Source organism: Bradyrhizobium genomosp. III (genome assembly GCF_000261705.1).
GTDB lineage: Bacteria > Pseudomonadota > Alphaproteobacteria > Rhizobiales > Xanthobacteraceae > Bradyrhizobium > Bradyrhizobium ottawaense.
This window is the reverse complement of the sequence record NZ_AJQF01000554.1, coordinates 1-5,959: the sequence shown is the minus strand read 5'-3', so window position 1 is coordinate 5,959 and position 5,959 is coordinate 1. Positions and strand designations below refer to the sequence as shown.

4 protein-coding genes are annotated in these 5,959 nt (G+C 59.9%); 2 read left to right on the top strand and 2 right to left on the bottom strand.

The window, feature by feature from the left end:
• Positions 1–124: 124 nt before the first annotated feature.
• Positions 125–415: a hypothetical protein gene (locus IC66_RS44800; RefSeq protein WP_011082854.1), complete on the bottom strand. Its 291-nt coding sequence runs from the start codon at positions 413–415 to the stop codon at positions 125–127.
• A gap of 1,027 nt (positions 416–1,442) precedes the next feature.
• Here IC66_RS44800 and IC66_RS0141810 point away from each other — a divergent pair.
• On the top strand, positions 1,443–3,443 hold the full coding sequence (locus tag IC66_RS0141810) for a c-type cytochrome (RefSeq protein WP_011082853.1): 2,001 nt from the start codon (positions 1,443–1,445) through the stop codon (positions 3,441–3,443).
• Between the two features lie 125 nt (positions 3,444–3,568).
• The gene (locus tag IC66_RS0141805; RefSeq protein WP_011082852.1) at positions 3,569–4,801 is read left to right on the top strand and encodes a cytochrome P450; all 1,233 of its coding nucleotides are present in this window, start codon (positions 3,569–3,571) and stop codon (positions 4,799–4,801) included.
• Between the two features lie 324 nt (positions 4,802–5,125).
• Here the strand turns inward: IC66_RS0141805 and IC66_RS46975 are convergent, their stop codons facing one another.
• Positions 5,126–5,422, bottom strand: a complete 297-nt coding sequence (locus IC66_RS46975) for a hypothetical protein (RefSeq protein ID WP_125459386.1) — start codon at positions 5,420–5,422, stop codon at positions 5,126–5,128.
• Positions 5,423–5,959: the final 537 nt, after the last annotated feature.

Genomic DNA, 5,959 nt, shown 5'->3' with positions numbered 1-5,959 from the left:
AACTAATGTCACGAACTTCCGTTCCAGATGACTAGACCACGACGGCGTTACTGCTCGCACACGGCTACTAGCGTGGGTACCCGAGCGTTTGCGCGGAAGGATGGGCCATGCAGTCGATCCCTTGCTAGGTGTCGTCGGTGCCGGGGATCGTGCCGTTCTCGGAATACTGCCAGAGCTTCCGGTGCCGCGACGCCGACGTCTCCGGAGGTGACGATGCTGACGTCGACTCGACTTCAACCATTTCAACAGCGACGATGCAAACTTGGTCGCTTGGATCAGCCCTGCGGGCAGCAGGCCGCCGGAGCCGCCGCCGCCGCCGCCGCGGATGGTCGAGCAGCGCCTGGACGGCCTCGTGCAGATCGTCGAGCGGCTCAAACCCACCTTCGAGAAGGTCGTTCAATTCGAGCCGCAGCATCTCGTCATCCCAATCGGTGCGTCGAAGGCCTCGAAGAGACGCGACCAAGCGCGAAGCTCGAGACAATACCCGAGAGTGTACCAACAGCAACGGGACAGCTCGCAGAGATGGAAGCAAAAGTAAAAAGATCAAACAGCGTCATAGCAAGTCCGCCGATCTGGAAGCTAAGCGCGCGCTGAACCGCCTGAAGGAGGTTGACCCGGAGGGATATGAGGCCTTCCTTCGTAAGCGCGAGAACCGCGGGGACACTGGCGGTTTCGGCCCGGCTGGACGGGCGAGGCCATAGTCACCACCACATTCCTCGCCGTCGCATTCGCACAACTCTGGCGCGTCGTCGCCATGCGCAGCAGCCGCTCCGGTACCGTTTTCAACGAGTTCACGCGCAATCCATGGGTCTGGCTGCGCTCGGCCTGTACGGCCCTCTGCTCGCAGTCCCTCTCTACTGGCCGCCGATGACAGAGGTCTTCCACGTCTGCCACCGACGCTCACGATGTGGAGCATTGTCGCGGGCTACAGCCTGACGCCGATGCTGCTAATTCAGGTCAGCCGCGCCGTCATCGTGCTTGCCAAACGAAGCCGTTAAATGGTAGCCGCGTTGCTTGGCTCGAATTCGCCGTCTGCATCATCGTGATCGGCGTGGCCGGATGTATGCTCATGGTCATTGCGCCCTACGGAGTCCTGATCTCCGAGTGCGAGCCTATTGCCCTCAGGCGCCCGGCCAATTCCGTTCGCTCGCGTTCCCGCGGATTACAGCCCCCCGATCTCCCACAGCGGACCCAACGTCACTGCAAATTCGATCGCGAGGATGGGATGGCGGCTCGAACAAGAGCTCGTCCGAACGCTCTAGATGTTCTTGTTATGCGGTCAAGTTCGCCCATTCCACAGACCACCGATTGTGACGTCAGAAAGAATAGTGATCGCGTCTCAAGGACGTCAACAGCAGGGGTAAGCCTACAAGATCATGTAGTTGTAGTATTACTGTTTGCACGGCTCTCTGCTGGAGGCCGTTCGCTGACACGGGGGAGCCATGTCGACAGTTACCAGCGCAATTCGGCGCCTTTGGTGGCGACGCTTTCTTGTTCTTCTGGCGATCATCGTGGTCATTGCTTTGATCGCAGTCATGACCAGCTCCCAGCTTGGCGCGACAATCGAAGCTCTGACGCCGCCTGGTCTCCCTGAACCGGTTTCCGCGAGCGAGCAGGTTTCGCTCGATCAGGGCTGGAACGCCGAAGACGCCGATCGATTCCATCATAAAGCCCAGGGCACGCAGACCTTACCGATCCCGCTGTCATGGTTTCTCGCCCTGGAAGCGCCGCTGAACTCGCCTTTCGCTATCCCCTTTTTCAAACGAGAACGGTTTTCTGACAACCGCTATTTACTGCGGTTTGGATTCATAGAGTCTGCCGAAAGCGAGAACAATGAGTACGGTTTGCCGATCGGCTTTGCATATTCGCCGTTTCAGTCGATCCGCGGACTTTCGCGTAAGGAGACTGCCGTTGGATTGACCTGTGCCGCGTGCCATACCGGCCAACTGATCTTCAAAGAGAAGCGCTATGTCATTGAAGGCGGCCCCGCCGTGACCGATCTCGGTCAATTGACAAATGCGCTCCGCGCTGCGCTCGCACAGACCGCTTTGTCGGCAAAGCTACCCTTCTTCGACGGTCGCTTCGGGCGGTTCGCGAAGCGCGTTTTAGGAACCGAGTACAGCGATCTTACACGCGTCCAACTGTCCAAGGAGCTCGATGGAATACTTGGTGCTCTGATCGATCAGCCCGCTGGGATCGACGTCACGGAAGGGTTTACCCGCCTCGATGCGCTCAATCGCATCGGCAACCAGGTGTTCGCACTCGACCCCAAGCGCTACGGCAACTACGTCAACCTCAACGCCCCTGTCAGCTACCCGCACATCTGGACATCGTCATGGTTCGATTGGGTGCAGTACGACGGCTCGATTATGCAGCCATTGGTGCGCAATGCCGGCGAGGCGATGGGGGTTTCGGCGGAGCTCAACCTCACCGCCCCGCCCAAGGGGGGACGTTTTGCCAGCAGCATCCCCTTCGATAATCTGCACTGGATCGAACAACAGCTCGCTGGAAAGGACCTGCCGCTGGTGGCGAAAGCCTTCACCGGACTGAATGCGCCAGCCTGGCCCGACAGCTTTCCTGCGATCGACAAAGCCAAGGCCGCCGTGGGAGCCCAACTCTACGACAAACATTGCAGCGGCTGCCATCTTCCAGCGCTGACGCCGGACATCGTGCACGGCAAGGCCCCGGACGCGGAGTTCTGGAAGAACTTCGGCCCTATCCGCTGGCGCGGTCGCGATGGGCAGGAGAAGCAGACGAGGGAATCCGTACTCAACGTCAAGATCATCAAGCAAAGCCATATCGGCACCGATCCGGCCCAGGGCGACGTGCTGCGCAATCGCACCGTGGACACCGCCGGCAGCGAACTGGCCAGGGCGGGCCAGAGCAGCCCAGGGCTCGGCCTCGACATCGATGTCTGCCAACGGAAGGCTGACAACACGCTGGATACGATCCACCTCTCGGACCATGCGATGCAACTCTACGCGCTTGCGCTCGGCGCCGTGGTCCAATCCGGCATCGACGAATGGCTTCGGTCGACCGGGACGGTCCAAGCGGAGATCGAAGGCGATCGGCCGAACTGTCTAGCGGCAGGTTTCGGCTATAAGGCGCGTCCGCTGAACGGCGTATGGGCGACTGCGCCGTTCCTGCACAACGGCTCGGTGCCGACGATCTACGATCTGCTCAGCCCGGTTGCGGAGCGCCCACAAGTCTTCCTGCTCGGTGAGCCCAGCTTCGATCCTGTCCGCGTCGGTATCGTGACACGGACGGTCGCTCCTGAAGGCAGGACCTACGACAGCAAGGGCTACTTCATCATCGATACGTCGAGGCCCGCCAATCGCAATACCGGCCACGAATTCTCGAACGAGAAGCATGAGGGCGTCATTGGCCCTGCGCTGTCTCCGGAGGAGCGCAACGCAATCATCGAGTTCCTCAAGTCGATCTGAAATTGATTGGGTCAGCTCCAACTGGAGCAATAGCGAAGACCATCTCGCTCCCGCAGGGGGAAAGGTGGACGGAAGCCCGGATCGACCGACCAGGCGAAGCTTTTCGGAGTTAGGGTGCGGCAGCAATGGCGGAACAGAAACAGGGGCCGGCGGCGAAGTTCCTGAAATGGATGATCGCCAAACATCCGGATGCATTGTTCGCATTCATCCGGCGCGTCAGGCCCAACCTGGCGTTGGGCGCCGCGGGGCCGGTGTTCATCACCCGCTTCCCCGACGTGCAGGAAGCGCTGAGCCGCCCCGACATCTTCAACGTCACCTATGCGCCAATGATGGACCCTTCGGTCGGCCCCTTCATGCTCGGCCGCGACTGCACCGAAATAAACCAGCGCGACAAGGGTATCATGCGCGCCTTCATGCGCATGGAGGATCTGCCGGCAATTCGCCAGAAGGTGCGCAGCCTCGCCAATGCGTCTGTCGAAAAGCAGATCTATACCCAGAACCAGATCGAGGTGGTCAGCACGTTGTCGCGCCTGGTGCCCATTCAGCTGACCCGAGAATATTTCGGCTTTCCCGGCCCCGATCTGGCCTCGATGTTCCGCTGGTCGCGCGCGACGCAATATGACATGTTTCACAACCTGGACAAAGATCCGAAGGTGCACCAGGACAACATTGACGCTGGGCAGGAGATGCGCGCCTATCTGACACAACTGCTCCCGCAGCGGCGCGAGCAGCTGAAAAATGGGGCGCCGCTCGAGGACGTGTTCAGCCGCCTGCTGAATAGCCATTTTGACGATTCGATCGGCTTCGCCGACGAACGCATTATTACCAATATGATGGGCACACTGGTCGGCGGGATTGAGACCACATCGGCGGCCATCGTGCAGCTGCTCGACGAGTTGTTCAAGCGCCCGAGGATCCTGAAGGAGGCCATCGACGTCGCCAGCAGCAACAACGACCATCTGATGTATCGCTATTGCTGGGAAGCGCTGCGCTTCAACCCGATCAATCCGTTCGTGGTGCGCCACTGCCGGACCGATTACCGGATAGCCAAGGGCTCGCTGCGCGCGACGACAATCAAGGCCGGCAGCACGGTGCTGATCTCGACCCGGTCGGCGATGCGCGATGGCTTGCAACTGCCGGCGCCGTCCAGCTTCGCGATCGACCGGCCGGAGTCGGTCTACATGCATCTGGGCTACGGGATGCACACCTGCCTCGGCGACCAGATCAGCCGCATCCAAGTTCCGGAAATCGTTCGCCGCATCCTGCAAATCCGGGGCGTCCGTCCCGCCGCGGAGATTGACTACGCAGGAGGGCCGTTTCCAGAGCGTTATCCCATCACCTACGACACGCCGGTCTGAAGGCCGGACTTCCCAGCAACGAGCCGCGAGTACCGATCCGGCCGCTGGCGTGGCGGCCTCTGGCGTCAGCACTAGGTCGGTCGTCGCGAAGTCTCCGTCACGCGATGCGCGTGAGATGCGTGAGGCAATAATCAATCGTGTCGGTGGTGTGTTCCGCTTGCGAAACACATCAATAGATGAGAGGCAGAGCTTCGCATGCGCGGCTACTACATTGGCTTACCGAGGAAATGGTTTAAGCGAACGGAAGCCGTACGCTGAAGCGGGCCTCGGCAACCGGCAGTTATGCACGAACATCGCGCAATCAGCGCAACAGCAATGATACGCTCAAACGGCACCTGCAGGATCACCATTACGCACGACGCCGACGACTACAAACAGCGCATAGCATCGAGCGCTGCTTCTGCTCGCTGATACACTCTTTCGACGCTTGGCACCCGTTATGACAGGCGAATAGGACAGGCGAACCGTAATTTTACCGGCTTCTTCATCGATCTCGCGGCCGCATTGGTCTGCGGTTGCACGCGTTTCCCCGTAGCTGTCCGGATTGGCAAGTGTTGGAACACGGTGTTCTACTTGAAAGAACACCGGCTGAGGGATTTTATACTTAAACTGTCTTTTCACTAAATTCCGGTGGCGAGGCCGCGGGACTGCATCGTCTCGCGGCCCCATTGATTTTTCGTCGTTGAGGTCCGGGCGAGCTCCTCCACCGAATTCCGACTCTTTACTCCCAGAAGGGGTAATCGCTTCGATCGCCCGTTGGCATTCAGACGCGTCAAATTCGGGCCGTCGGCAAGTCCTCGCTGGACAGCATTCCGGAGTATGTTGTCGTGGAGTGCACATGGCTGCTGCCAACCTGATCGACAGTAGCGACAGCGATCGTACGAAAACGCGCTCCGCATCGAACATGGCGCGTGCTGTTTGACGTCCCAAGATGGCTGGAGTTCTCCCATCGAGACAGCTTCGGCCGAGCTTGTTTGGCTTTCTGGCTCTGCCAAAGGGCAGAGCCAGACTGATACAACAAAGTCGGCTCGCTGTCGCGCGCGCCATCGAAAACTGCCCCCTCGACGTCACGAGGAATTGCCCCCTCCTTGGATAGCCGAGGAGAGAGCGAATGAACGAGGAACAGAGCTGGCCCCGGTTGTTTGGACAGCGCCCCGC